This window comes from Pseudomonas sp. PDM21 (genome assembly GCF_014852505.2).
Lineage (GTDB): Bacteria > Pseudomonadota > Gammaproteobacteria > Pseudomonadales > Pseudomonadaceae > Pseudomonas.
On the sequence record NZ_CM181223.1, the window covers coordinates 189,706 to 212,381 of the forward strand.

Genomic DNA, 22,676 nt, shown 5'->3' on the forward strand with positions numbered 1-22,676 from the left:
AACGGGTGCGCGCGTGGCCGTAGCTGCCGCGCGCTCCCGAGTCCCGCGTCAGCGGGAACCGGCGTGGCGCCGGTCACTACAACAACGCAACGGGTGCTGGCGACTGATGACGATCGAAGGATTCGTACTGATTGGCCGCGTCTCGGGCCTCGCTCCGGAGCTTGCGCGGTGAAGCTGCTGGTCACCGGCGCCGCCGGGTTCATCGGCTTCCACACCGCTCAGCGCCTGTGCCGTGAAGGGCACGAGGTGGTCGGCATCGACAACCTTAACGACTACTACAGCGTCGAGCTCAAGCTGGCTCGCCTGGAGCTCCTGCGGGGGCAGCGACAATTCCGCTTCGAGCGCCTGGATATTGCCGACGCGCCGGCCCTGGCGGCACTGATGCGCCGCGAAGGTTTCGAGCGGGTGATCCACCTGGCCGCCCAGGCCGGCGTGCGCTATTCGCTGGAGAACCCGCAGGCCTACGCCGACGCCAACCTCAGCGGTTTCGTCAACCTGCTCGAAGGCTGCCGGCACACCGGCGTCGGCCATCTGGTGTACGCCTCCAGCAGCTCGGTCTACGGCATGAACAGTGCGATGCCCTTCAGCATCGACGCAGCGGTGGACCAACCAGTGTCGCTCTATGCCGCCACCAAGCGCGCCAACGAGCTGATGGCGCACACCTACGCGCATCTCTACCGCCTGCCGCTCACCGGACTGCGCTTCTTCACCGTGTATGGCCCCTGGGGCCGTCCGGACATGGCGCTGTTCAAGTTCACCCGCTCGATCCTCGAAGGGCAGCCCATCGACATCTACAACCACGGCGAGATGTCCCGCGACTTCACCTACATCGACGATGTGGTGGAAGGCCTGCTGCGCATCCAGGACTGCCCACCCGCCGCCGGCGAGCTCGGCGCGGCGCCGGCGGCGCTCTACAACATCGGCTGCGGCTCGCCGGTGCGCCTGCTCGACATGGTCGCCTGCGTCGAGCGCGCGCTGGGTCGCCGTGCTATCCGCAACTACCTGCCGCTGCAGCCGGGCGATGTGCTGCGCACCTGGGCCGATGTCGAGGCCCTGGCGCAACGCACCGGCTTCCGTCCGGGCACCTCGCTGCAGAGCGGCGTCGAACGATTCGTCCACTGGTACCGCGAGTTCTACGCGGTCGCACAGCCCTGCGCCCCGGCGGCGTGACGGGTACGGAGCAAGCGTCTGAGCATGTCCAGCAGTCCTTTCGTGTCGGTGCTGATCCCGGCGAAGAACGAGGCCGAAAACCTTCCCGCCCTGCTCGAGGAAGTCCGCGCCGCTCTGGCCGGGGAAAGCTTCGAAGTCATAGTGGTGGACGACGGCAGCAACGATGCCACGCGCAGTGTGCTGCAGGGCTTGCAACAGGGCGGCTACAGCCAGCTGCGGGTGCTTGCCCACGAGCGCTCGCTGGGCCAGAGCACCTCGATCTATCACGCCGCCGAGGCCGCGCGCGGCCACTGGCTGGCGACCCTGGACGGCGATGGGCAGAACGACCCGGCGGACATCCCCGGCATGCTCGCGCTGGTGCGCGCGGCAGACTGCCCGGCTGACCTTAAGCTGATCGCCGGCCACCGCGTGAAGCGCCAGGACAGTGCGAGCAAACGTTGGGCCTCGCGCTTTGCCAACCGCCTGCGCGGGCGCCTGCTGCGCGACCAGACCCCGGACACTGGTTGCGGCCTCAAGCTGATCGAGCGTGAAGCCTTCCTGCGCCTGCCGTACTTCGACCACATGCACCGCTTCATCCCCGCGCTGATCCAGCGTCACCAGGGCAGCATGCGCGTGTACCCGGTCAACCACCGGGCGCGCAACGCCGGAGTATCCAAGTACGGCAACCTCGATCGTGCGCTGGTGGGTATCCTCGACCTGATCGGCGTCTGGTGGCTGATCCGCCGCACGCGCCTGGACGCCCTGCCGCATGAGCTGGGCCGCTGAACCATGAGCGTGCCAAGCTCCTCCCTGAGCCTGCTTAACCGCGCACAGTTCACCTGGTGGCGCCGCAGCGCCGGGCGGCCCTGGCTGCTGCTGGTGCTGGCGGCGTTGCTGCTGGGCGCCGGGCTGGGTCTGCGCCAGCCGAGCAACGTGGATGAAGAGCGCTTCCTCGGTGTTGCGCTGGAAATGCTGCAGAGCGGCGACTGGCTGATTCCCCACCGCGCCGCGGAAATCTACCCGGACAAACCGCCACTGTTCATGTGGCTGCTGGCGACCCTGGTGCGCCTGGGCATCGCGCCGAACCTGGCGCTGTTCCTGCCGGCATTCCTCTCCGGCATGGTCGCCACTGCCTGCCTCTACGACCTCGGCCGGCGCCTGTGGAACCCTCGCATCGGCCTCGTCGCCGGGCTGCTGTTCCTGGCGACCTACCAGACCTGGTCGGTGCTGCGCGACGGCAGCATCGACGGCTTCCTCTGCCTGTGGACGAGCCTGGGCGTCTACGGCTTGTGCCGGCACCTGCTGCTGGGGCCGGCGTGGCGCTGGTTCTATGTCGCCTGCGCGGCGATGGGGCTGGGCGTCATCAGCAAGGGCGTGGGTTTCCTGCCGGCGCTGATGCTCATTCCCTATGCCTACGCGGTGCGCCGGCAGTGGTCCGGCGTGGTTGCGATGCCCGGCCAGGCGAGGCGCTGGTGGCTGGGCCTGCTGGTGGCCCTGGCTGCGATCCTGCTGTGGCTGCTGCCGGTGGTGCTGCACGTGCTGAGCAGCGGCAGCGCCGACGGCCGCGCCTACCTCGACGACATCCTCCTGCACCAGACCGCCAGGCGCTATGCCAGCGCCTGGCAGCACCAGGAACCGTTCTGGTACTTCTTCGCCAAGGTCATCCCGCAGTACTGGCTGCCGCTGGTGCTGGCGCTGCCCTGGATGGTGCCGGCCTGGCGCCGCCAGCTGGTGCACCGGGATGGCCGCGTGCTGGTGCTGCTGGGCTGGGTCGTGCTGGTGCTGCTGTTCTTCAGCCTCAGCAGCGGCAAGCGCAAGCTCTACATCTTCCCCGCGCTGCCCGGCCTGGTGCTGGTCATGGCGCCACTGCTGCCCTGGCTGCTGCGCCGCTGGTTCGCCGAACGGCCGTGGGCGCGCAAAGTCTTCGTCGGCCTGGCGCTGGCCTGGTTCGCCGCCTGGTTCGCCCGTGGCTTCATCGAACCGCTGAAGAACCCCGGCGATGACCGCCGGCCGCTGATGGCCGAGGTACAGCGTCTGAGCGAAGGCCGCGAGCTGGTGCTGACCCACTGGCGCGAGGGCCACTGGCTCTATGCCCGCCAGTCGCTGGTGCACTTCGGCATCGACACCCCGAACCAGACCGGGAAGGCCCTGACCTGGCTGCGTGCTCACCCGCAGGCGCTGGCGATGGTCCGCGCCGAGGACCTGGAGCGCTGCTTCCGACCTGAAGTCGCCCGCGAGGTGAAGGGCGATTACGAGGAGCGCTGGTTCCTGGTTGGCGCCGAGGCCGACAACGGCCTGTGCGCCGAAGATGCCAGCGCTCCGGCCTATCGCTTTGCCTGGCAGCGCCCGCTGTCCTGAACCCCCGCGAGGAGTCCGCACGTGAGCCAGATCGTCGAGAGCATCGAAGCCCTACCGCGGAGCCCGTCGTGGCGCCGGTTCGACCGCCGCACCTGGCTGCGCCTGGCCCTGGGGCTGGCGCTGCTGGTGCCGGCGGTGACGCTGGTGCTGACCGAGCACTGGCAGCAGCGCGCCTGGTTCTACCTGCGCAGCCAGCTGCATGCCGCAGACTGGGCGGGGCGCAGCGTCTGGCTGCCCGACTACAAGGTGACCCTCGACGCGCTGCCGGTGAAGGGTATCGAGTCGGACCTGTCGGCCATCAGCTACGACTTCGACCAGGATCGCCTGCTCGCCGTGACCAACGCCGGCAACATGAAGTTGGCGGTGCTGAACAAGGCCGGCGAGATGCTCGCGCAGTACCCCATGAGCGGCTTCGAGGACGTCGAAGCGGTGGCCTACCTGGGCGGCGGGCTGGTGGCGGTGGCCGACGAGAACCTCCAGCAGATCGACTTCTTCAGCCTGCCCGAGCACCCCGGCCAGACCATCCAGGCGAGCGACGCACAGTCCTTCGCCCTGGCGATCAACCCGAGCATCCACAACAAGGGCTTCGAAGGGCTCACCTACGATCCCGACCATGACCGCCTGTTCATCGGCAAGGAACGCGGTCCGCGGCAGATCTATGAGGTCACCGGAGTGCGCGCGAGCCTGGCGGGGAAGATGCAGCTGAAGATCATCGACCGCACCGCCTGGGTGAAGCGCAGCGTGTTCGGCACCGACATCTCCGACCTGCATTACGACCGCCGCAGCGGCCACCTGCTGGTGCTCAGCGAAGAGTCGCGGCTGATCATGGAGCTGGACGATCAGGGTGGCCTGGTGAGCTTCCGCTCCCTCGGCGGCTTCGGCGACCTCAAGCACCGCGCGCCGCAGGCCGAAGGGCTGACGATGGACGCCAGCGGCAACCTCTTCGTGGTCAGCGAGCCGAACCTGTTCTACCGCTTCGAGAAGCGCTGAGCGCTGCTCAGTGGCTCTGCGCGCCGGCACCTGTGCCCTGGCGCCGCAGCAGCGCGAGGTTGCGCAGGTAGACCAGGATGCCGAAGGACTGGCCGAGGATGATGATCGGGTCCCGCTGCGCCACCGCGTAGCTGAACAGCAGCACGCTGCCGGCCATCGACAGGTACCAGAAGTGGATCGGATTGACCGGTCGCCCGGCGCGCTCGGAGAACCACAGCTGCAGCACGAAGCGCCCGGTGAAGAGCACCTGTCCCACCAGCCCGACGACGGTCCAGCAGGGATCGGCGGCTCCGAGCGCCTGGATGATCGGTTCAGGCTTGGACAACCAGCCGGGAATCACCGCCACCGCCGCCCAGGTCAGCCAGGGCCAGGCGAAGAACAGCGGCCGGCCGCCGCCATGGCGACGCTCCAGTTCCAGGTTGCGCAGGTAGATGGCCAGGCCGGCGAGCTGCCCCAGGCAGATCACCAGGTCGCGCTGGTGCGTCGCGTAGGCCAGCAGCAGCACGGCTCCGGCGCAGCTGAAATACCAGAAGTGCACCGGCATCAGGCTGCGGCGGGCGCGCTCGGAGAGCACCCACTGGACCAGGAAGCGAGCGGAGAAGGCGGCCTGCGCGAGCAGCCCGATGGCGAACCACAGTGGATTGACGGCGTTCAAGCCTGGCCCCTTGCCGGATGGACGAAAGCCGCGCACGACACGGCCTGCAGTGCTTTTCGGCAGTCTACGGAGGGGATATTTCGCTTTGGTGGCGCAGTGCGGGGGGAATCAACATTCCCCCGGTGCCTGCACGTCCGGGGGTGTGGACGGGGCACCGAGGCCAGGCGGCAGAGGCCGCTACACGAGGGGAATGGAAATCGACCTTGTCTTGTGGACAAGGTCGGGCTCCGGCCCTGCGAGGGGTACCTGACAAGTCTCCCGCAGGGCGGGGAGCGGGCCAACGATAGAAGCTGGCTAGTGGCCGGTCAATCGGAAACGACAAACGCGCGTTCGCAAGTGTCCGATATTCGAACCAAAAGGGCCGGTCGGGACCGCGGATTTCGTTAGCCGGCTATCGGAGGTGTCTATACTGTTTCTGATTGTGTCCGGGAAAACTCCGCTCCTGGAGCGACGCTCGGGCACGGACGGCAGAAGGATTTCCGTCCATCAAGACGGGACGCTGTTCCACCTGACAAGAGAATCCCCATGAACACACCTGCCGTACCGCAATACTCCGCTCATGAGCGCCGCTCGCGCATCCTCGCCATCGTCGGCGCCTCGTCAGGCAACCTGGTGGAGTGGTTCGACTTCTACGTCTACGCCTTCACCGCGCTGTACTTCGCCCATGCCTTCTTCCCCTCGGACGATCCGACGGTGCAGCTGCTCAACACCGCCGGGGTATTCGCCGCGGGCTTCCTGATGCGCCCGATCGGCGGCTGGCTGTTCGGCCGCATCGCCGACAAGAAGGGCCGCAAGACTGCGATGATGATCTCGGTGCTGATGATGTGCGGCGGCTCGCTGGCGATCGCGGTGATGCCGACCTACGCCACCATCGGTGTCGCGGCGCCGGCGCTGCTGCTGCTGGCGCGGCTGTTCCAGGGTCTCTCCGTGGGCGGCGAGTACGGCACCAGCGCGACCTACATGAGCGAAGTGGCGCTCAAGGGCCAGCGCGGCTTCTTCGCTTCCTTCCAGTACGTGACCCTGATCGGCGGCCAACTGCTGGCCGTGCTGGTGGTGGTGGTCCTGCAGCAACTACTGACCACCGACGAACTGAAGGAGTGGGGCTGGCGTATTCCCTTCGTGGTCGGTGCCATCACCGCGGTGATCGCCTTCTACCTGCGTCGTTCGCTGCACGAGACGGCCAAGGAGTCGAACCTCAACCGCAAGGAGTCGGGCACCCTCTCCGAACTGTTCGCCCACCACAAGCGCGCCTTCTTCACCGTGCTCGGCTTCACCGCCGGTGGCTCGCTGATCTTCTACACCTTCACCACCTACATGCAGAAATACCTGGTGAACACCGCCGGCATGGACCCGAAGGTGGCCAGCGGCGTGATGACCTTCGCGCTGTTCTGCTACATGTGCATGCAGCCGCTGTTCGGCGCGCTGTCCGACCGCATCGGCCGCAAGACCTCGATGCTCTGGTTCGGCGCCCTGGGGCTGATCTTCACCTGGCCGATCCTTTCCGCGCTGAAGGCGGTGAGCAGCCCATACCTGGCGTTCGTGCTGATCATCGCGGCCATGGCCATCGTCAGCCTGTACACCTCGATCAGCGGCCTGATCAAGGCGGAGATGTTCCCGCCGCAGATTCGCGCCCTGGGTGTTGGCCTGTCCTACGCGGTGGGCAACGCGATCTTCGGCGGCTCCGCCGAATACGCCGCGCTGGGCCTGAAGACCATGGGCATGGAAGAGGTGTTCTATATCTACGTTTCGGTCATGTGCGGCGTGGCGCTGGTGGTCTGCCTGCTGCTGCCGGACCTGCGCAAGGTCAGCTACCTCAACGACGAGGACTGACCTGCGCCGGCAGCGCTAGTCGTTGCCCCGGCCACGCAGGGCGTGGTCGGGCAGCGACACGGCGATCAGCAGGGCCAGGGCGCCGAAGCCTGCGTTGATCAGGAACAGGTGCCCGAATACCCCATCCAGCGTGAGCCGTTGCGCCTCGTGGCCGGCTCCGCTGAGGCTGGCCAGCAGCGCGCTGGCTGACAGCCCGTGACCCGCCTCGCCCGCCAGCGGCTGCAGCATCGCCAGCAGCAGCGCGGACATCAGCGCGATCCCCACCGCCCCGCCCAGTGAACGGAACAGGGTGATATTGCTGGTCGCCACCCCCAGGTGTTTCGTCTCCACCGCGCTCTGCGCCGCCACCAGGCTGGTGGGGAACTGCGTACCGGCGGCAATGCCGGTGAGCAGCATGCAGACGCCCGAGAGGAAATACGCGCTCGGCGGCGTCAGCGCCAGGCCGGCAATCGCCAGCGGCATCAACAGTGCGCCACCGACGATCTGCGGCTTGTAGCGGCCGATGATCGCGGTGAGACGGCCGCAGCAGTACGCGCCGATCGGCACGCCCATGGCCAGCGGCAGCAAGTGCAGCGCGGCGCTGTCCGCGCCCGCGCCGGTGACCGACTGGAAGCGCAGCGGCACCAGCACCGACAGCGAGATCACCTGGAAGCTGGCGAAGAAGCTGATCAGCCAGCTCAGGGTGGCTGCGCGAATACCGAACAGGTGCATCGGCACCAGCGGCTCCGGCGCGCGGCGCTCCTGCAGCACGAACAGGGCGATCAGCACCACGGCGGCGACGAACAGCGCGAGCATCTGCGGGTCGTTCCAGCGCGCGCCCTGGCCGACCTCGGTGATCGCCAGCAACAGGCTGCCCAGGCCGGCGATCATCAGCATCGTGCCGAGGTAGTCGATCACCGGCTTGCGCCCCGGCACCGGCAGGCCGCGCAGGGTCTGGCGCGACACCGCGAGGGCGACCAGGCCCACCGGCAGGTTGATCAGGAATACCCAGCGCCACGACAGGTACTCGGTGAGCAGCCCGCCCAGCACCGGGCCGGCGATGCTTGCCACCGCGTACATGCTGCTGAAGTAGCCCTGGTAGCGGCCACGTTCGCGAGGCGGGACGATGTCGCCGATGATCGCCTGGCTCACCGACATCATGCCGCCGGCGCCGATGCCCTGCAGGACGCGGGCGAGCACCAGCTGCTCCATGCTCTGGGCAGCGCCGCAGAGCAGCGAGGCGACGGTGAACAGGCCGATGGCGAAGAGCATCAGTACGCGGCGGCCGTAGAGGTCGCCGAGCTTGCCGTAGATCGGCATGGAGATGGTCATCGCCACCATGTAGCCGGAGATGACCCACGCCAGCAGGTCGAAATCGCCAAAGCCGGCGGAGATCGCCGGCAGGGAAACGGCGACGATGGTTTGGTCGAGCGCACCGAGGAAGATCGCCAGCATCAGCCCCACCAGCACGGTGCGGACCGCCGGACGCGGCTCGGACAAGGTATTCAAGGAAGGCCCCCTTCACAGCAGAGGTGCTCCGGCCGGGATGGGCGCGGGCGCGCCCAGTGTAGTGCAAGGCAGCGGCGAACTGTCACGCCTGCGCGATAGTTACCGGGCAGGAAAGGCTCTATCTCAGGGCTGACAAAGATGATGAACGAAGCGGCTGCTAGGCTTTACAGGCGAGCTATCTTGCCGTGCTGTCCTTTTTTGGAACGCAACCCGCCGGGGCGTACTCCACTGCAGAGGAATCGTCAGGTTCATTGCAGGGATCGGCGCCCGATAGTTTTTCGCGGGCCAGGCCATAGGCGAAGACTATGGAAAGGCTGGTCTATAGTTCTTCAGCCCTGTGACCAGGAGGTTTGCATGAAAGCCAATCTGCCCTCTGAGTTGCTGTCCCTGCAGTTGCCGCTGCGTATCCGCATCGGCGAGGCCCAGGCCTTCGACCTCGGCCCCGACCCGCAGGTAACTCTGGTTGTCCGCGATCCCACGCTGCTGACCGAGATCACCCATCCCAGCCTCGATATCCTCGGCCGCGCCTACGTGGAGGGCCGCATGGACATCGAGGGACCGATGCAGGAAGTGATCGCCACTGCCGACGCCCTGAGCGCCGCGCTGGGCGATGACGACGACGATTCCGACTACGTGCGCAAAAGCCACGACAAGGCCACCGACGCCGAAGCCATCCATTACCACTACGACCTGTCCAACGCGTTCTACCAGCTCTGGCTCGACCCGGAGATGGTGTACTCCTGCGCCTACTACGAGACCGGCAACGAAAACCTGGCCAGCGCCCAATTGGCCAAGCTGCGCCACCTGTGCCGCAAGCTGCGCCTGAAGCCGGGCGAGAAGCTGCTCGACGTCGGCTGCGGCTGGGGCGGTCTGGCGCGTCTGGCGGCGCGGGAGTTCGGCGTACAGGTGCACGGCATCACCCTCAGCGAGGAGCAGCTCAAGCTCGGCCGCGAGCGGGTCAAGGCGGACGGGCTGGAAGGCAAGGTGACCCTGGAGTTGCGCGACTACCGCGACCTGCCGCGTGACGGCCGCTACGACAAGGTGGTCAGCGTCGGCATGTTCGAACACGTCGGCCATGCCAACCTGGGCCTCTACTTCCAGCACCTGTACGACGCGGTGCGGCCGGGCGGGCTGGTGATGAACCATGGGATCACCTCCAGCAACACCGACGGCCGCCCGGTCGGGCGCGGCGCGGGTGACTTCATCGACCGCTACGTATTCCCCCACGGCGAGCTGCCGCACCTGTCGCTGGCCGTCGCCCGCATGAGCGAGGCGGGGCTCGAAGTGGTCGACGTCGAAGGGCTGCGCCTGCACTATGCGCGCACGCTGGACTTCTGGAGTGCCAACCTCGAGGCCAGGCTGGCCGATGCAGCGAAACTGGTGCCCGACCAGGCCCTGCGCATCTGGCGCCTGTACCTTGCCGGTTGCGCCTATGGCTTCAAGAAGGGCTGGATCAACCTGCACCAGATTCTTGCCAGCAAGCCGCACACCGACGGCGGCCACGAAGTGCCCTGGAGCCGCCGCGACCTCTACGCCTGAGCCTGCTCAGGGATTGCCATCGGGCCTGGCTTGCCGGGCCCGATGCCTTTCCGGCGCGAGCAAAAGGCTTGCATCGAGCGGCACGGGAGGCTAAACCGCCTTTCCCCACTGACTCTTTGGTAGATGAATCATGGTGAATTTCTTCCCGGACCTGTCCCTCGTCGAACTCTCGCCCGCGCAGGCGCCCTGGCCACTATTGCTCAAGGCCGACCCCAGCCGCGAACAGCTCGAGAGCTACCTGCCCGATTCCCGCCTGCTGGCGCTGAACGAGGCAGATTGCGTGCGCGGCGTGCTGACGCTGACTCCCCGCGAGCCCGGCGTCGCCGAGATCACCAGCCTTGCGGTCGAGGACGAATGGCAGGAGCGCGGCCTGGGCCGGCGCCTGCTGCTGGCGGCCATCGAGCAGGCGCGCGAGGCCGGCCTGCAGCGCCTGACCATCGCCACCGGCAACTCCAGCCTGGCCCAGCTCGGCCTGTACCAGCGCCTGGGCTTCCGCATCGTCGGCATCGAGCCGGACCACTTCGTGCGGCATTACCCCGAGCCGATCTACGAGAACGGCATCCAGTGCCGCGACCAGATTCGTCTGGCGCTCGACCTCGGCGTCTAACCGCGCGCCCAGCGACTCACCGCCACCGCATCGTGGGCGTGCAGGCTTTCCGCATGCACCACGCGCACCTCGAAGCCTGACACCTCTTCGCGCTGCAACAGCGCCCGGTGCAGCCGGCGTGCGGCGTCTTCGCAGAACATCAGGTTCTGCCCATTGGCCAGGGCGAAGGCCTGTTCGTCGGCGCGCTTCACTGCCGTCTGCACGGCGGTGCCGAGGGCGTCTTCGGCGTGGTCGATCAGCTCGCTGAAAGCGAATGCCGGTGCGGTCGGGTCGAGTCGCAGGTTCAGCTGTGCCTCGCTGCGCTGGCTGTGCGGCGTGGCGACTATGCCCTGCGGGCTGCCGAGCCAGGCGCGGACCTCGCTGGCCTTCAGCGGGCGGTCGGCGAAGTCGGCGTCGAAGCGCTCCTGGATCAGCTGGCGCGCCAGTGCCGCCGAGCACGGGCAGGTCGAGGAGTAGGGCAGATTCAGGTGCAACTCCAGGTGCAGCGCATCGTCCTCCAGCTGCGCGTGGATCTCGCAGGCGTAGCGCTTCCAGCCGCTCAGCGGGCTGACCAGTGCCGGGCGCCGCAGCAGCAGTTCGAAACGCAGCGTCAGGCTGGCGCGCCGGGAAAGCTGTGCGTGGCTCCTGAGGAACTGCCTGAGCAGGTCATGCAGCAGCGCCGGTGAAAGCTCCGCATCCGCCAGCCCCTGCAGCGCCAGGTACAGCCGCGACATGTGGATGCCGCGCGCATCGGCTTCGTCGAGGCTGACGCCGGCGTCGGCATAGGCGGCAACGCGCTCGCCAGTGATACGCAGCGGCACGGCGATGCCTTGCATGCCGACCCAGTCGAGCGGGATGGGCAGGCGGGTGGATTGGCAGGCGATATCGGGGAGCAGGGCGGTCATGGGCGGGTCACGGTCGGCAATTGTTATAATATAACGTATTTGCTTCCCGCCGATCCCGCAATGGCCTCGTCAGCGAACATGCTGCTTGCAACCGCTGACCCGGCCGCAGGTCAGTCGCGCACTGTCACCCGTGGAGCTGCTGAAGCGGCTGATGTTGGTCCAGCCGATACCGCGGCTGGTGCCGACCCACACCTGGCCATCGCTGGTCACCCCGCTGAAGAAGGTCAGGCTGCCATAGCGCGTGCCGGTCTGCGCCCAACGTCGTCCGCTGCTTGCCTCGAAACCGCGCAGGTAGGTGTCGTGGCCCTGGGTGGCGACGCTGTAGAGATTCCCCGAATCGTCCATGCAGGCCAGCACCGAAGCCGACCAGGCGCAGCGCGCCGGTTCCTCGCCGGGGAAAGGCAGTGGCGCGGACCCGCTGGCGTGGGCGAAGGGAGCGAACAGGCAGAGCAGCAGGGCGCGGCGCAGCATCGAGGGTCTCGGCAGATGGGTGGAGCGAAGCGTCGATATCGCACGTCGGCAGGCTATTGTCGAGCGCGCATTGTTATAATATAACATAAAAGATCACTCCCTTCCGGAGACGGTCATGACCGAACAGGAACTGCTCGCCCAGCCCGGCGAGGCCTACATGAGCGAGGCGCAACAGGGCTATTTCCGCGCACTGCTGCTGGATCAGCGCGACGAACTGCAGGGGCGCATCGAGGAGGAGTTCCAGGCGCTGCAGGACACCGAGCGGGCCAGCGACGAAGCCGATGTCGCCAGCCGCGAGGAGTCGCGCCAGTGGCAACTGCGCCTGTTGGAGCGCGAGAAGAAGCTGCTCGACAAGATCGACCAGGCGCTGGAGCGCCTGGCCCGGGGCGATTACGGCTGGTGCGAGGAAACCGGCGAACCGATCGGTCTGCGCCGCCTGCTGCTGCGCCCCACCGCCTCGCTGTGCATCGAGGCCAAGGAGCGCCAGGAGCGGCGCGAATTGCACGTCCGCGAAGCCTGAATTCCCTGGAGATGATCCCCGTGAACGCCCCACTCCCTGTCACCGTCCTGTCCGGCTTCCTTGGCGCCGGCAAGAGTACGCTGCTCAACCACGTGCTGAAGAACCGTGAGGACCTCAAGGTCGCGGTCATCGTCAACGACATGAGCGAAATCAACATCGACGGCCGCGAGGTGCAGCGCGATGTCAGCCTCAACCGTGGCCAGGAGCGCCTGGTGGAGATGAGCAACGGGTGCATCTGCTGCACCCTGCGCGAGGACCTGCTGGAAGAGGTCAGCCGCCTCGCCAGCGAAGGCCGCTTCGACTACCTGCTGATCGAGTCCACCGGCATCTCCGAACCGCTGCCGGTGGCCGAGACTTTCACCTTCCGCGACGAGCAGGGCCGCAGCCTGTCTGACCTGGCGCGGCTGGACACGCTGGTTACGGTGGTCGACGGGTTGAACTTCCTTGCCGACTACCAGGGCGCCGACAGCCTCGCCGAGCGCGGCGAAACCCTCGGTGAGGACGACGAGCGCTCGCTCAGCGACCTGCTGGTGGAACAGGTGGAGTTCGCCGATGTGATCCTGGTGAGCAAGATCGACCTGATCGGCAGCGCCGAGCGTGATGAGTTGCTGGCGATCCTGCGCCGGCTCAACCCGGACGCCGACATCCAGCCCATGGTCATGGGCCAGGTGCCGCTGGCGAGCATCCTCGACACCGGCCGCTTCGACTTCCAGCGCGCCGAGCGGGCGCCGGGCTGGCTCAAGGAGCTGCGCGGCGAGCACCTGCCGGAGACCGAGGCCTACGGTATTTCCTCGGATGTCTACCGGGCGCGGCGGCCCTTCCACCCGCAGCGCTTCCACGACTTCCTTGCCCAGCCCTGGAGCAACGGTCGGCTGCTGCGCTCCAAGGGCTTCTTCTGGCTCGCCAGCCGCTACCGCGAGGCCGGTAGCTGGTCCCAGGCTGGCGGCCTGATGCGTCACGGCCTGGCCGGGCGCTGGTGGCGCTTCGTCCCGCGCGAGCACTGGCCGCAGGACACTACCGAGCTGCAGGGCGTGCTGCGTCACTGGCGCGAGGACAGCGGCGATTGCCGTCAGGAACTGGTGTTCATCGGCCAGAACCTGGACTTCCCGCAGCTGTTCGCCGAGCTGGACCATTGCCTGCTGGACGATGAAGAAATGGCCGCCGGCACCACTGCGTGGAAGCGCCTGCCCGATCCGTTCGAACCCTGGGAGGCCGGCGCCTGATGCTCGCCCTCGAAACCCCCACCTGGCCGCGCCAGGTGCTCAGCGATGATCCGCAGGTGCTCGCCGAAGTGCTCGAGGAAGACGTCAACCTGGCCGTCTGGCAACGCACGCTGTACCCGGAAATCAGCAGCTTCGCCGGCTGGCTGGGGACCCAGGCGCTGGACCTGACGCAGAGCCTCGAGGTGGTCGATGAGCGCGTCGAGCTGGGCGACCTGCTGCGTCAGTACGCCATGCTCGACGGTTGCACGCTGTTTCGCAGCGACCTGCAATGGCTGGCCGAAGCCTTCGCCTGTCTGACCGGCGCGCAGCGCATCGGCCTGCGCCTGCGCAGCCTGGACAAGGCCATGTGTCCGCGCTTCCACGTCGATCACGTGCCGTTGCGCCTGGTCACCACCTACTCGGGGCCCGCCAGCCAGTGGCTGGAGGAGTGGGCCATGGCCCGGGCGCGGTTGGGCGATGCGGCGGCCGAGCCGGTCAGCCGGGCGGAGATTCGCGAGATGGCCGCCGGCGATGTGGGGCTGTTCAAGGGCGAGAAATGGGCCGGCAATCTCGGCGGCGGCATCGTCCACCGTTCGCCGCTGCCGGCACAGGGTGAACGACGCCTGCTGCTCACGCTCGACTGGCTCGGCTGAGGTTTCGCGCGGACAAAAAAAATGGGCCGCCCGGGGAGAGCGGCCCAATTCACCAAGATCATGTCCGGCGTGGGGTGCCGGGAGGGTGTGAGGTACCCGACGCCAGTAAGCCCGAACCGTGTGACAGGGCGATGACCGCTATTGCGGTTTGCGCCAGTGGCCGTTGCTCTGCTGCTCGCAGAAGGGCTGGAGGATGCGCGCGTCGCTGGCCACGCCGTAGTAGTGGATGTCCTGACGGTAGGGCACGCCCTGGGTCTGGGCGTTCTCGCAGACACCGAAGGCGCCGCTGGGGCAGTTTTCGGCGTAGGTCACCTCGACCTTCTGGTCCTTGAGTTGCGGCTGGCAGAAGCCCTCGCGGAAGAGTTTTTCCGGGATGGTGCGGTTCTGCTGGCAGACCTTCACGTCGACGTCCTTGCCCTGGGTGTGCACCACGCAGGCCTCGCCGTGGGCGAGCAGGGGCAGGCAGGCGAGGGCGAGAGGCAGCAGCAGGCGCATGATCGATCCGGGTTGGCGAGAGAAAGCCGCGACTCTAGCGCTTTTCCCGGCGAGCGTCAGGCGGCACCATGGGCGAATGTTGAAGCAGATCCCGACTCATCTCATCGCCGGCCCCCTCGGGGCGGGCAAAACCAGCCTGCTGCAGGACTTGCTGGCGCAACGCCCGGCGGGTGAGCGCTGGGCCGTGCTGGTCAACGAATTCGGCCAGGTCGGCCTGGACGCCGCGCTGTTGTCCCGCGACGAGGACGGCATCGCCCTGGGCGAAGTTGCCGGCGGCTGCCTGTGCTGCGTGAACGGCGCGCCGTTCCAGGTCGGCCTCGGCCGGCTGCTGCGCAAGGCCAGGCCGCAGCGACTGTTCATCGAGCCTTCCGGCCTTGGCCATCCCGCACAACTGCTGGCGCAACTGCGCGCCGCGCCCTGGCAGGGCGTGCTGGCGGTGCAGCCGCTGGTGATGGTGCTCGATGCTACCGCACTGGCCGCCGGGCAGCCCCTGCCGGAGGCGCAGCAGCTGGCGCTGGGCGACGCGGCGCTGCTGCTGATGAACAAGTCCGAAGCGCTGGATGACGCGGCGCGTGCGGCCCTTGCTGAACGCTTGCCGGAGGTGGCGTTGCGCTGGACAAACCACGGCCGCCTGCCGCTGGACGGGCTGCCGAGCGCGCCAGTAGAAGCGGCGGGCGCTGATATGCCGCAGGGCGCTTTGTCCGCCGGACCGGCGGTGCTGTTGCGTCGTGAAGCGCCGCTGCGCCAGGTGCGCGTCGAAGAGGGCCGACAGGCGGTCGGCTGGCGCTTCCACCGTGACTGGCGCTTCCGCACGGCCGAGCTGGACGCCTGGCTGGCCGGGCTTCCCAGCCTGATGCGGGCCAAGGCGGTGGTGCGCGGCGAGGCTGCCTGGCTGGCCTGCAACCGTACCGTTGGTCCGGCGCCGTGGACGCCCAGCGCCTGGCGCAAGGACAGCCGGATAGAGCTGATATTCGCCGCCGAACTTGATCCACAGGCCTTGCAGGACGAACTTTTGCGCTGCGCCATCGCACCGATCTGACAGAGAAGGTTGCCCTCGCGTAACGAGTGAATGATAATAATTATCAGCAGATACTGCTTCGTGAACTCTTCCCGCAGGCTTTCTCATGTCGTTACCCCAACCGCGCAAAGCGGCGGACGCCAGTCTTGCCGTGGACGCTGAGGAACAGCTGTTCACTTCCGCCACGGCGGATGACGGCGCCCATTTGCCCAGCGTGAACGCCCAGCGCGTCAATGAGGCCACCCTGCGACTCGTCAGTTGTGCTGGTCCCCGCCGCGACGAGGAAGTGGTTCCCGAAGAGGTCCTGATTCCCTACGCCGCGCCGGTCGAAGGCGTGGAAGACGGCGAACAGCCGCCGCCCCACGGTGGTTGGTGGAAGTCCTCGGGCCTGGCGATTGCCATGCACCTGGCCATCGTCGCCGCGCTGCTCTGGGTGATGCCCACCCCGGCCGAACTGAATCTGGGTGCCGGCGAGATGCCCAAGGCCATGCAGGTGAGCGTCGTCACCCTGCCGCCCAAGCCCGAAGTGCAGCAACCGCCCGCCGCCGCGCCGACTCCGCCGCCGCCGGAGCCCGAGCCGCCGAAACCGATCGAGCCGCCCAAGCCGGTGGAGAAGCCCAAGCCGAAACCCAAGCCGCCCGAGAAGGCCGTGCCCAAGGTGTCGCCCAAGCCCAAGCCGAAACCCAAGCCCGAGCCGGACCCGGAGCCCGCCGAGGAAGCCGTCGCGCCGCCGACCCCGGCTGCACCGCCGCCGCCCGCCGCGCCCACCGTCGGCCAGTTCACCCAGGGCGCCCAGGCCGCGCCGACCGGTTCCCAGGGCCCCGCCGGCCTGCCCACCGGCAGTCTCAACGACAGCGACATCAAGCCGCTGCGCATGGACCCGCCGGTCTACCCGCGCATGGCGCTGAACCGCGGCATCGAAGGCCGGGTGAAGGTGCTGTTCACCATCACCAGCGATGGCCGCATCGCCGACATCCAGGTGCTGGAGTCCTCGCCGCCGCGCATGTTCGACAACGCCGTGCGTGATGCCATGGACAAGTGGCGCTTCGAACCACGCGTCAGCGGTGGCCGGATCGTCGCCCGCCAGGCGACCAAGGTGTTCTTCTTCAAGCTCGAGGGGCGTCGCTGACGGCGGCTACCGAGCCAAACGAAAAACGCGCCCGAGGGCGCGTTTTTTGTTGCCGGGTGATCGGCGGCAGGTGTAGATCGCGGGCATGGCCCGCTCCTACAGGGGCATCAGCGCCTTGCGCAGCAGCTCCAGCGCCTCCCGTGCGCCGCCTACGGCAATCTTCGCCGGCACGCCGAGCATCAGGTTGAGCGGCAGGCCGAAGCCCTCGATCTGGTTGCCGTCACGATCGCGGCCCGGCTCTTCGCCGTGCCACTCGCAGGGCAGGCGTTCCGCGCAGCTGCCGCCTTCGTCGATGTAGCCGAACAGGGGCTTGCCCAGCGCGGCGGCGTAGCCCAGTTCGAAGGCCGTGCCGCTGTCCGGCTCGGCGCCGCGGAAGGGGTTGAGGTTGGCCAGCACCGCGTCCGCCTGGCGGATCAGCTCGAGGTTCGCCTGGTAGATCCAGCGTGCCTGGGCCACCGGCTCGACGATGCCCTCCGGCACCGAGTGATCCAGCGGGTACAGCCCCTGCACGCCGAACTCGGTGCACAGGGCCTTGAGCCGCTCGCCCTGCTCGAAGGCATCGGGGAGGAACACGTCGGGGCCGGCGAGGTACAGCTTGAGCATGGTCAGAGTCCCATGAACGACAGCATCAGGAAGGTGGCGAACAGCACGAAGTGGGTCATGCCTTCGATGGCGTTGGTCTTGCCGTCATGCAGGTTGTAGCCGGCGACCATCAGGGTGATGAACATCATGCCGGTCTGCAGCGGGGTCATCGCCATCTGGATCGGCTGGCCCTTGAACAGCGCCAGCGCCTCGATCACCGGCACGGTGAGGATCACGGTGGACAGCGAGGCGCCCAGGGCGATGTTGACCACCGGCTGCATGCGGTTGGCCATGGCCGCGCGCAGGGCGGTGAGGATTTCCGGGCTGGCGGAGATCGCCGCCACCAGCAGCGCCGGCACGATGGGCGGTACGCCGCTGCCTTCCAGGCCGACGTCCAGGGCCTTGGACATCACCTCCGCCAGCGCGCCGATCAGTACCACGCCGAACACCAGCAGGGCCATGGACTGCTTGCTGTTGCCCGGTGCCTCGTGGCCTTCGGCGTGCTCGCCGTGGGTCGCGTAGTTGTAGCTGAAGAAGTAGCTGTGCTGGCCGGTCTGCATGCGCAGGAACAGCGCATAGAGCATGACCATGCAGCCGATGGTGAAGAACGAGTAGAGCTTCCACTGCTCGGCCGGGATCAGCTCCGGCACCACCATGGAGATGCCCACGGCGGTGAGGATCATGGTCACGTAGGTCTTGCCCGAGTCGTCGTTGTACGACTGCTCGCCGTGCTTGAGGCCGCCCAGCAGCGCGGCCAGGCCGAGGATGCCGTTCATGTCGAGCATCACCGCCGCGTAGATGGTGTCGCGGGCCAGGGTTGGCGAGTGGTTGTGGTTCATCATGATCGCCAGGATCACCACCTCCACCAGCACCGCCGCCAGGGTCAGGATCATGGTGCCATAGGGCTCGCCGACCTTCTCCGCGAGGATCTCGGCGTGGTGCGCCACGCGCAGCGAGACGCCGATGATCACCGCCAGCAGCGCGGTGGCGGCGATCCCCGCGAGCATCTTGCCGCCGCCCAGCAGGCTGTGCTCCAGCGGGTACACCGCAATCGCCACCAGCAGGGCGAGGAGGAGGAATTTTTCGTCTTTGAGCGCGCGCAGCATCGAGGGGATGTCCATTGACGTAAGAGGCGAGTGCGCCATCTTAGGCAATGCCCGAGGGCCGCACCAGCCGACGCCGGGCGACAGCGGGACGCGCCTCGCAGCTTTCGACGACCTGCCCGTCATCGGCAACTTCGCCTGCACCCTTGCCGGGCCGTGCGATAATTGGCCCGATTGCCTGAATAACGAGATCTCACCCATGTACGACTGGCTCAATGCCCTGCCCAAGGCCGAACTGCACCTGCACCTGGAGGGTTCGCTGGAGCCCGAGCTGCTTTTCGCCCTGGCCGAGCGCAACAAGGTCGCCCTGCCCTGGGGCGACGTCGAGAGCCTGCGCAAGGCCTATGCGTTCAACAACCTGCAGGAATTCCTCGACCTCTACTACGCCGGCGCCGACGTGCTGCGTACCGAGCAGGACTTCTACGACCTGACCTGGGCGTACCTCGAGAAGTGCAAGGCGCAGAACGTCATCCACGTCGAGCCGTTCTTCGACCCGCAAACCCACACCGACCGTGGCGTGCCCTTCGAGGTGGTGCTGCGTGGCATCCAGGGCGCGCTCAAGGATGGCGAGAAGCAGCTTGGCATCAGCCATGGCCTGATCCTCAGTTTCCTGCGCCACCTGTCCGAGGACGAGGCGTTCAAGACCCTCGACCAGGCCATGCCGTTCCGCGACGCCTTCATCGCCGTCGGCCTGGACAGCTCCGAAGTCGGCCACCCGCCGAGCAAGTTCCAGCGCGTGTTCGACCGCGCCCGCAGCGAAGGCTTCCTCACCGTCGCCCACGCTGGCGAGGAAGGCCCGCCGGAGTACATCTGGGAAGCCCTGGACCTGCTCAAGATCGAACGCATCGACCACGGCGTGCGCGCCATCGAGGACGAGCGGCTGATGCAGCGCATCATCGACGAGCAGATCCCGCTGACCGTCTGCCCGCTGTCCAACACCAAGCTCTGCGTGTTCGACCACATGCGCGAGCACAACATCCTCGACATGCTCGAGCGTGGCGTGAAGGTGACGGTGAACTCGGATGACCCGGCCTACTTTGGCGGTTACGTCACCGAGAACTTCCAGGCCCTGCACGAGCACCTGGGGATGACCCGGGAGCAGGCGCAGCGGCTGGCGCAGAACAGCCTGGATGCGCGGTTGGTGAAGTAGGGGTTCAGGGGGCGGCTCCGCTGCGGGCCTGCCCCCTCACCCAGCATCGAATCTCCCCCAGAACACCCCGTCCTGATCCGTCCCCTCATCTGGCGCCCGCGACCTTTCGCACAACCCCTGCTACCCCTATAAGAACGCCTCTCCCACCGTCACGAGGTAGCAGCATGAACAGGATCGTCGCCATCACCGGCGGCTTCGGCCATCTGGGTAGTGTGGTCGGCCAGGCGTTCGCCGACGCCGGCTGGCAGGTCGCGTTGCTCGACCGCGCCGTCGGCCCGCGATATCCACAGGCCGGTGCGTTGTCCATCGGCGGCATCGACCTCACCGACCCTGACGCTGCCCGCACCGCGCTGGAAAAGGTCAACGAGCATTTCGGCGGCCTCGACGCGCTGATCAACGTGGCCGGCGGCTTCCACTGGGAAACCCTGGGCGATGGTGACATCGACACCTGGGACCTGATGTACCGCATCAACCTGCGCACCGCCGTGGTCTCCAGCCAGGCTGCGCTGGAGCACCTGAAGGCGCGCGGGCACGGGCGCATCCTCAATATCGCTGCCGCAGCTGCGACCCGCGCGGCGCTGGGCATGGGGGCCTATGCGGCGTCCAAGGCCGGCGTCATGCGCCTGACCGAAGCGCTGGCGGAGGAACTGAAGGACGCGCGGATCACCGTCAACGCGCTGATGCCGAGCATCATCGACACCCCGCAGAACCGCGCCGACATGCCCACTGCGGAATTCGACCGCTGGGTGAAACCGGAGCAACTGGCAGCGACGCTGCTGTTCCTCGCCTCGGATTCGGCGGCGGCCATTACCGGTGCGTGCATCCCGGTGACCGGCCGCGTCTGATTGCGAGGCTTCCGTAGGGCGCATAACCCGGCACGGGTTATCCGCCGCTCCTACAGGGTGTCTAGGCTGCCCCCACGCTGCGCAGGAAAGCCGCCAGGCACGGGTTATCGTTGTGCGGGCTCCAGGCCGCGCCGTACTCCACCTGCGGCGACCGGCCGATGGCGCGGAAGGCCACGCCGGGCAGTTGCATGCGCCGCATCGAGTCCGGCACCAGTGACACGCCCAGCCCCTCGGCCACCAGGTTGACGATGGTCTGCTGCAGGTGCGTTTCCATGCGTACCGCCGGGACGAAGCCGTGCTGGCGGCAGCAGTCCATCACCGATTCGTGCAGCGCCGGCGCGGTGGCCGGCGGGAAGGTGATGAAGGGCTCGCCGGCCAGCTTGGCCACGTCCAACTCAGGTTCCTGCGCCAAACCGTGCTCGGCCGGCAGCACCGCGCACAGCGGCTCGCGCTGCAGCGTGCGATAGAGTCGCTGGCCCGGTTCGTGTTCGGGGAAGGTCAGGGCGACGTCCACCTCGCCGCTGTCCAGCGCCGGTCCCAGATCGCGCGGGAGCATCTCGTTGAGCACCAGCTTCACCTCCGGGTGGCCGTCGGCGAAGGTTTTCAGCAGGCGCGGCAGCAGCGTCCAGGCAGCCAGCATGGTGAAGCCGATGCGCAGCTCGCCGCGCTCGCCGCGTGCCGTAGCGCGTGCCGAGCGCACGGCGAGGTCGAGGCCGGCGAGCAGCGTCCGGGCCTGCTGCTGGAAGTCGCGGCCTGCGGCGGTCAGCTCCACCGAGCGTGAATGCCGGGCGAACAGCGGCGTGCCCAGTTCCTCTTCCAGCGCGGCGATCTGCCGGCTCAGCGGCGGCTGGGTGATGTGCAGTGCCTCGGCGGCTCGGCCGAAGTGCAGTTGCTCGGCGAGGGCGAGGAAATAGCGCAGCTGGCGGAAGTCGATCATCGATACGGTTTGGGTATGGATTGGCGCTTTAGTAAGCATTGGACGGTATCGATTGGCAACCCTATGCTCGCCTGCCGCTCCCGCTCTCCAGGTTCCCTGCCATGCACACCGTGTTCGCCGTCGTCCTGCCGATCTTCGCGCTGATCCTGGTCGGCTGGCTGTGCCGGCGCACCAACCGTCTCGGCCCGCAGGCGGCTTCGGAGATCAACAAGCTGGTGGTCTGGCTGTGCCTGCCGGCGCTGCTGTTCAAGGTCACCGCCACCGCGACCTGGGCGGAAATCTGGCAGCCGGGCTTCCTCGCCGCCTTCACCGGCGGCTGCCTGCTGGTGTTCTTCGCCACCCTCGTCTGGCGCCTGATGCAGGGCCGCGCGCTGCCGGCGGCGAGCATCGACGGCCTCAGTGCGTCCTACGCCAATACCGGGTACATGGGCATTCCGCTGTGCCTGCTGGTATTCGGCCAGGACGGCCTGGAGCCGGCGCTGATCGCCTCGCTGCTGGTGGTCTGCGTGCTGTTCGCCATCGCCGTGGTGTGCATCGAGGTCGGCCTGCAGGAGGAGAAGCACATCGGCCGCGCCGTCTGGGTGGTGAGCAAGGCGCTGGGCAAGAACCCGCTGGTGGTCTCGCCGATCATCGGTGGCCTCTGGGCCGTAACCGGCATCGGCCTGCCGGCGCCGCTGCTGCACTTCCTCGACATGCTCGCCGCCGCCACCACGCCCTGCGCGCTGGTCTCGCTGGGCCTGTTCCTGGCGCAGAAACAGGAAGGCGAGCAGGTCGGCGCCTGGCCGCTGGTGGCGATCAAGCTGGTCGGCCAGCCGCTGCTTACCGGCTTCCTCGCCTACAAGGTCTTCGACCTGCCACCGCTGTGGGCGGATTCGGCGCTGTTGCTCAGCGCGCTGCCCACCGGCACCGGGCCGTTCATGCTCGCCGAGTACTACCAGCGCGAGGCGGCGGTGGTGTCGCGAAGCATCCTGGTGTCGACGCTGGGGTCGCTGGTCACGCTCTCGCTTTGTCTGCTGTGGATTGCCCGATAGGCAAGGGTGCGATCGTTCAGGAAAGCCTGAACGTAGGATG

23 protein-coding genes are annotated in these 22,676 nt (G+C 67.5%); 15 read left to right on the plus strand and 8 right to left on the minus strand.

All coding sequences use genetic code 11. The features are described 5' to 3' along the window. Nucleotides 1-168: 168 nt before the first annotated feature. The 4 genes from IB275_RS00910 to IB275_RS00925 are packed head-to-tail and all read left to right on the plus strand — an operon-like array spanning nucleotide 169 to nucleotide 4,497. Entirely contained in the window at nucleotides 169-1,170 is a 1,002-nt protein-coding gene (locus IB275_RS00910; RefSeq protein ID WP_192294143.1) for an NAD-dependent epimerase, read from the plus strand. Nucleotides 1,171-1,194: 24 nt separating this feature from the next. After that, complete coding sequence (locus tag IB275_RS00915; RefSeq protein ID WP_192294141.1) at nucleotides 1,195-1,935, plus strand: glycosyltransferase family 2 protein; 741 nt, start codon at nucleotides 1,195-1,197, stop codon at nucleotides 1,933-1,935. Between the two features lie 3 nt (nucleotides 1,936-1,938). Continuing rightward, nucleotides 1,939-3,507, plus strand: a complete 1,569-nt coding sequence (locus IB275_RS00920; RefSeq protein ID WP_192294140.1) for an ArnT family glycosyltransferase — start codon at nucleotides 1,939-1,941, stop codon at nucleotides 3,505-3,507. Nucleotides 3,508-3,528: 21 nt separating this feature from the next. Then, a complete protein-coding gene (locus tag IB275_RS00925) occupies nucleotides 3,529-4,497 on the plus strand; it encodes an SdiA-regulated domain-containing protein (protein WP_192294138.1) in 969 nt (322 codons plus the stop codon). Between the two features lie 7 nt (nucleotides 4,498-4,504). Here the strand turns inward: IB275_RS00925 and IB275_RS00930 are convergent, their stop codons facing one another. After that, nucleotides 4,505-5,152 (minus strand): lipid-A-disaccharide synthase N-terminal domain-containing protein, encoded by a 648-nt coding sequence (locus tag IB275_RS00930; RefSeq protein ID WP_192294136.1) that lies wholly within the window; start codon nucleotides 5,150-5,152, stop codon nucleotides 4,505-4,507. A gap of 525 nt (nucleotides 5,153-5,677) precedes the next feature. On the opposite strand from IB275_RS00930, the gene IB275_RS00935 reads away from it, so the two are divergent. Beyond that, nucleotides 5,678-6,982, plus strand: a complete 1,305-nt coding sequence (locus IB275_RS00935) for an MFS family transporter (RefSeq protein ID WP_192294134.1) — start codon at nucleotides 5,678-5,680, stop codon at nucleotides 6,980-6,982. A 15-nt stretch (nucleotides 6,983-6,997) separates the two neighbouring features. Here the strand turns inward: IB275_RS00935 and IB275_RS00940 are convergent, their stop codons facing one another. Next, on the minus strand, nucleotides 6,998-8,416 hold the full coding sequence (locus tag IB275_RS00940) for a DHA2 family efflux MFS transporter permease subunit (protein WP_494514452.1): 1,419 nt from the start codon (nucleotides 8,414-8,416) through the stop codon (nucleotides 6,998-7,000). A 408-nt stretch (nucleotides 8,417-8,824) separates the two neighbouring features. Here IB275_RS00940 and cfaB point away from each other — a divergent pair, with 408 nt between their 5' ends. Both cfaB and IB275_RS00950 read left to right on the plus strand, forming a co-directional pair. Further along, nucleotides 8,825-10,009: a C17 cyclopropane fatty acid synthase CfaB gene (gene cfaB / locus IB275_RS00945; protein WP_192294130.1), complete on the plus strand. Its 1,185-nt coding sequence runs from the start codon at nucleotides 8,825-8,827 to the stop codon at nucleotides 10,007-10,009. A gap of 130 nt (nucleotides 10,010-10,139) precedes the next feature. Further along, nucleotides 10,140-10,616, plus strand: a complete 477-nt coding sequence (locus tag IB275_RS00950; protein WP_192294128.1) for a GNAT family N-acetyltransferase — start codon at nucleotides 10,140-10,142, stop codon at nucleotides 10,614-10,616. Here IB275_RS00950 and folE2 read toward each other — a convergent pair. Then, a complete protein-coding gene (gene folE2 / locus IB275_RS00955) occupies nucleotides 10,613-11,500 on the minus strand; it encodes a GTP cyclohydrolase FolE2 (RefSeq protein ID WP_192294126.1) in 888 nt (295 codons plus the stop codon). The two genes, IB275_RS00950 and folE2, sit on opposite strands and share 4 nt — an antisense overlap. 69 nt (nucleotides 11,501-11,569) lie before the next feature. Beyond that, the gene (locus tag IB275_RS00960) at nucleotides 11,570-11,971 is read right to left on the minus strand and encodes a hypothetical protein (protein WP_192294124.1); all 402 of its coding nucleotides are present in this window, start codon (nucleotides 11,969-11,971) and stop codon (nucleotides 11,570-11,572) included. Nucleotides 11,972-12,086: 115 nt separating this feature from the next. Here IB275_RS00960 and dksA point away from each other — a divergent pair, with 115 nt between their 5' ends. Genes dksA through IB275_RS00975 form a run of 3 tightly spaced genes read left to right on the plus strand, consistent with a single transcriptional unit; the run spans nucleotide 12,087 to nucleotide 14,346 of the window. Beyond that, nucleotides 12,087-12,491, plus strand: coding sequence for an RNA polymerase-binding protein DksA (gene dksA, locus IB275_RS00965; RefSeq protein WP_081518815.1), 405 nt, complete (start codon nucleotides 12,087-12,089; stop codon nucleotides 12,489-12,491). Nucleotides 12,492-12,511: 20 nt separating this feature from the next. Continuing rightward, nucleotides 12,512-13,714, plus strand: a complete 1,203-nt coding sequence (gene zigA / locus IB275_RS00970) for a zinc metallochaperone GTPase ZigA (RefSeq protein WP_192294122.1) — start codon at nucleotides 12,512-12,514, stop codon at nucleotides 13,712-13,714. Further along, on the plus strand, nucleotides 13,714-14,346 hold the full coding sequence (locus tag IB275_RS00975; protein WP_192294120.1) for a DUF1826 domain-containing protein: 633 nt from the start codon (nucleotides 13,714-13,716) through the stop codon (nucleotides 14,344-14,346). The genes zigA and IB275_RS00975 overlap by 1 nt, the downstream gene beginning before the upstream one ends. A gap of 138 nt (nucleotides 14,347-14,484) precedes the next feature. On the opposite strand, the gene IB275_RS00980 is transcribed toward IB275_RS00975, so the two are convergent. After that, nucleotides 14,485-14,841: an NADH:ubiquinone oxidoreductase gene (locus IB275_RS00980; RefSeq protein ID WP_192294118.1), complete on the minus strand. Its 357-nt coding sequence runs from the start codon at nucleotides 14,839-14,841 to the stop codon at nucleotides 14,485-14,487. 76 nt (nucleotides 14,842-14,917) lie between these two features. Here IB275_RS00980 and IB275_RS00985 point away from each other — a divergent pair, with 76 nt between their 5' ends. Together IB275_RS00985 and IB275_RS00990 are read left to right on the plus strand one after the other, a co-directional pair. Beyond that, nucleotides 14,918-15,880, plus strand: a complete 963-nt coding sequence (locus IB275_RS00985; protein ID WP_192294116.1) for a CobW family GTP-binding protein — start codon at nucleotides 14,918-14,920, stop codon at nucleotides 15,878-15,880. An 85-nt stretch (nucleotides 15,881-15,965) separates the two neighbouring features. Next, nucleotides 15,966-16,988, plus strand: a complete 1,023-nt coding sequence (locus tag IB275_RS00990) for an energy transducer TonB (protein WP_192294114.1) — start codon at nucleotides 15,966-15,968, stop codon at nucleotides 16,986-16,988. Nucleotides 16,989-17,084: 96 nt separating this feature from the next. Here the strand turns inward: IB275_RS00990 and IB275_RS00995 are convergent, their stop codons facing one another. Both IB275_RS00995 and IB275_RS01000 read right to left on the minus strand, forming a co-directional pair. Further along, the gene (locus IB275_RS00995; protein WP_192294112.1) at nucleotides 17,085-17,591 is read right to left on the minus strand and encodes a nucleoside 2-deoxyribosyltransferase; all 507 of its coding nucleotides are present in this window, start codon (nucleotides 17,589-17,591) and stop codon (nucleotides 17,085-17,087) included. Nucleotides 17,592-17,593: 2 nt separating this feature from the next. Next, nucleotides 17,594-18,676 (minus strand): calcium:cation antiporter, encoded by a 1,083-nt coding sequence (locus IB275_RS01000; protein ID WP_138213280.1) that lies wholly within the window; start codon nucleotides 18,674-18,676, stop codon nucleotides 17,594-17,596. A gap of 196 nt (nucleotides 18,677-18,872) precedes the next feature. Between IB275_RS01000 and IB275_RS01005 the strand changes: the two genes are divergently transcribed. Both IB275_RS01005 and IB275_RS01010 read left to right on the plus strand, forming a co-directional pair. Beyond that, a complete protein-coding gene (locus IB275_RS01005; protein WP_192294110.1) occupies nucleotides 18,873-19,823 on the plus strand; it encodes an adenosine deaminase in 951 nt (316 codons plus the stop codon). A 164-nt stretch (nucleotides 19,824-19,987) separates the two neighbouring features. Beyond that, a complete protein-coding gene (locus tag IB275_RS01010; protein ID WP_192294108.1) occupies nucleotides 19,988-20,668 on the plus strand; it encodes an SDR family NAD(P)-dependent oxidoreductase in 681 nt (226 codons plus the stop codon). A gap of 61 nt (nucleotides 20,669-20,729) precedes the next feature. On the opposite strand, the gene IB275_RS01015 is transcribed toward IB275_RS01010, so the two are convergent. Then, the gene (locus IB275_RS01015; RefSeq protein ID WP_192294106.1) at nucleotides 20,730-21,605 is read right to left on the minus strand and encodes a LysR substrate-binding domain-containing protein; all 876 of its coding nucleotides are present in this window, start codon (nucleotides 21,603-21,605) and stop codon (nucleotides 20,730-20,732) included. Between the two features lie 101 nt (nucleotides 21,606-21,706). Here IB275_RS01015 and IB275_RS01020 point away from each other — a divergent pair, with 101 nt between their 5' ends. Next, nucleotides 21,707-22,636 (plus strand): AEC family transporter, encoded by a 930-nt coding sequence (locus tag IB275_RS01020; RefSeq protein WP_138213277.1) that lies wholly within the window; start codon nucleotides 21,707-21,709, stop codon nucleotides 22,634-22,636. Nucleotides 22,637-22,676 lie beyond the last annotated feature (40 nt).